This window comes from Photobacterium malacitanum, assembly GCF_900185615.1.
GTDB classification, from domain to species: domain Bacteria; phylum Pseudomonadota; class Gammaproteobacteria; order Enterobacterales; family Vibrionaceae; genus Photobacterium; species Photobacterium malacitanum.
Window position 1 is genome coordinate 1 of record NZ_FYAK01000042.1, and the last position, 913, is coordinate 913.

The 913-nt window shown below is 49.0% G+C and carries 1 rRNA gene; it reads left to right on the plus strand.

Annotated features, from left to right (window positions below):
• Nucleotides 1-913, plus strand: a 23S ribosomal RNA gene (locus tag PMAL9190_RS19935); the annotation flags it as partial.

Here is a 913-nt window from a genome sequence, read left to right on the forward strand (position 1 = left end):
GTGACTAAGCGTACACGGTGGATGCCTTGGCAGTCAGAGGCGATGAAGGACGTATTAACTTGCGATAAGCCCAGATTAGGCAGTAAAAGCCACTTGAGTCTGGGATTTCCGAATGGGGAAACCCACTAGCATAAGCTAGTATCATTAACTGAATACATAGGTTAATGAGGCGAACCGGGGGAACTGAAACATCTAAGTACCCCGAGGAAGAGAAATCAACCGAGATTCCGGTAGTAGCGGCGAGCGAAACCGGATTAGCCCTTAAGTTAGTTCAGCGTTAGGTGAAGGTTCTGGAAAGTACCGCGATACAGGGTGATAGCCCCGTAACCAACAACGCTTTATTAGTGAAATCGAGTAGGACGGGACACGTGATATCCTGTTTGAACATGGGGGGACCATCCTCCAAGGCTAAATACTCCTGACTGACCGATAGTGAACCAGTACCGTGAGGGAAAGGCGAAAAGAACCCCTGTGAGGGGAGTGAAATAGAACCTGAAACCGTGTACGTACAAGCAGTAGGAGCCCACTTGTTGGGTGACTGCGTACCTTTTGTATAATGGGTCAGCGACTTAATTTTAGTAGCAAGGTTAACCGTTTAGGGGAGCCGTAGGGAAACCGAGTCTTAACTGGGCGTCATAGTTGCTAGGATTAGACCCGAAACCGAGTGATCTAGCCATGGGCAGGTTGAAGGTGAGGTAACACTTACTGGAGGACCGAACCGACTAATGTTGAAAAATTAGCGGATGACTTGTGGCTAGGGGTGAAAGGCCAATCAAACTCGGAGATAGCTGGTTCTCCCCGAAAGCTATTTAGGTAGCGCCTCGGACGAATACTACTGGGGGTAGAGCACTGTTAAGGCTAGGGGGTCATCCCGACTTACCAACCCTTTGCAAACTCCGAATACCAGTAAGTA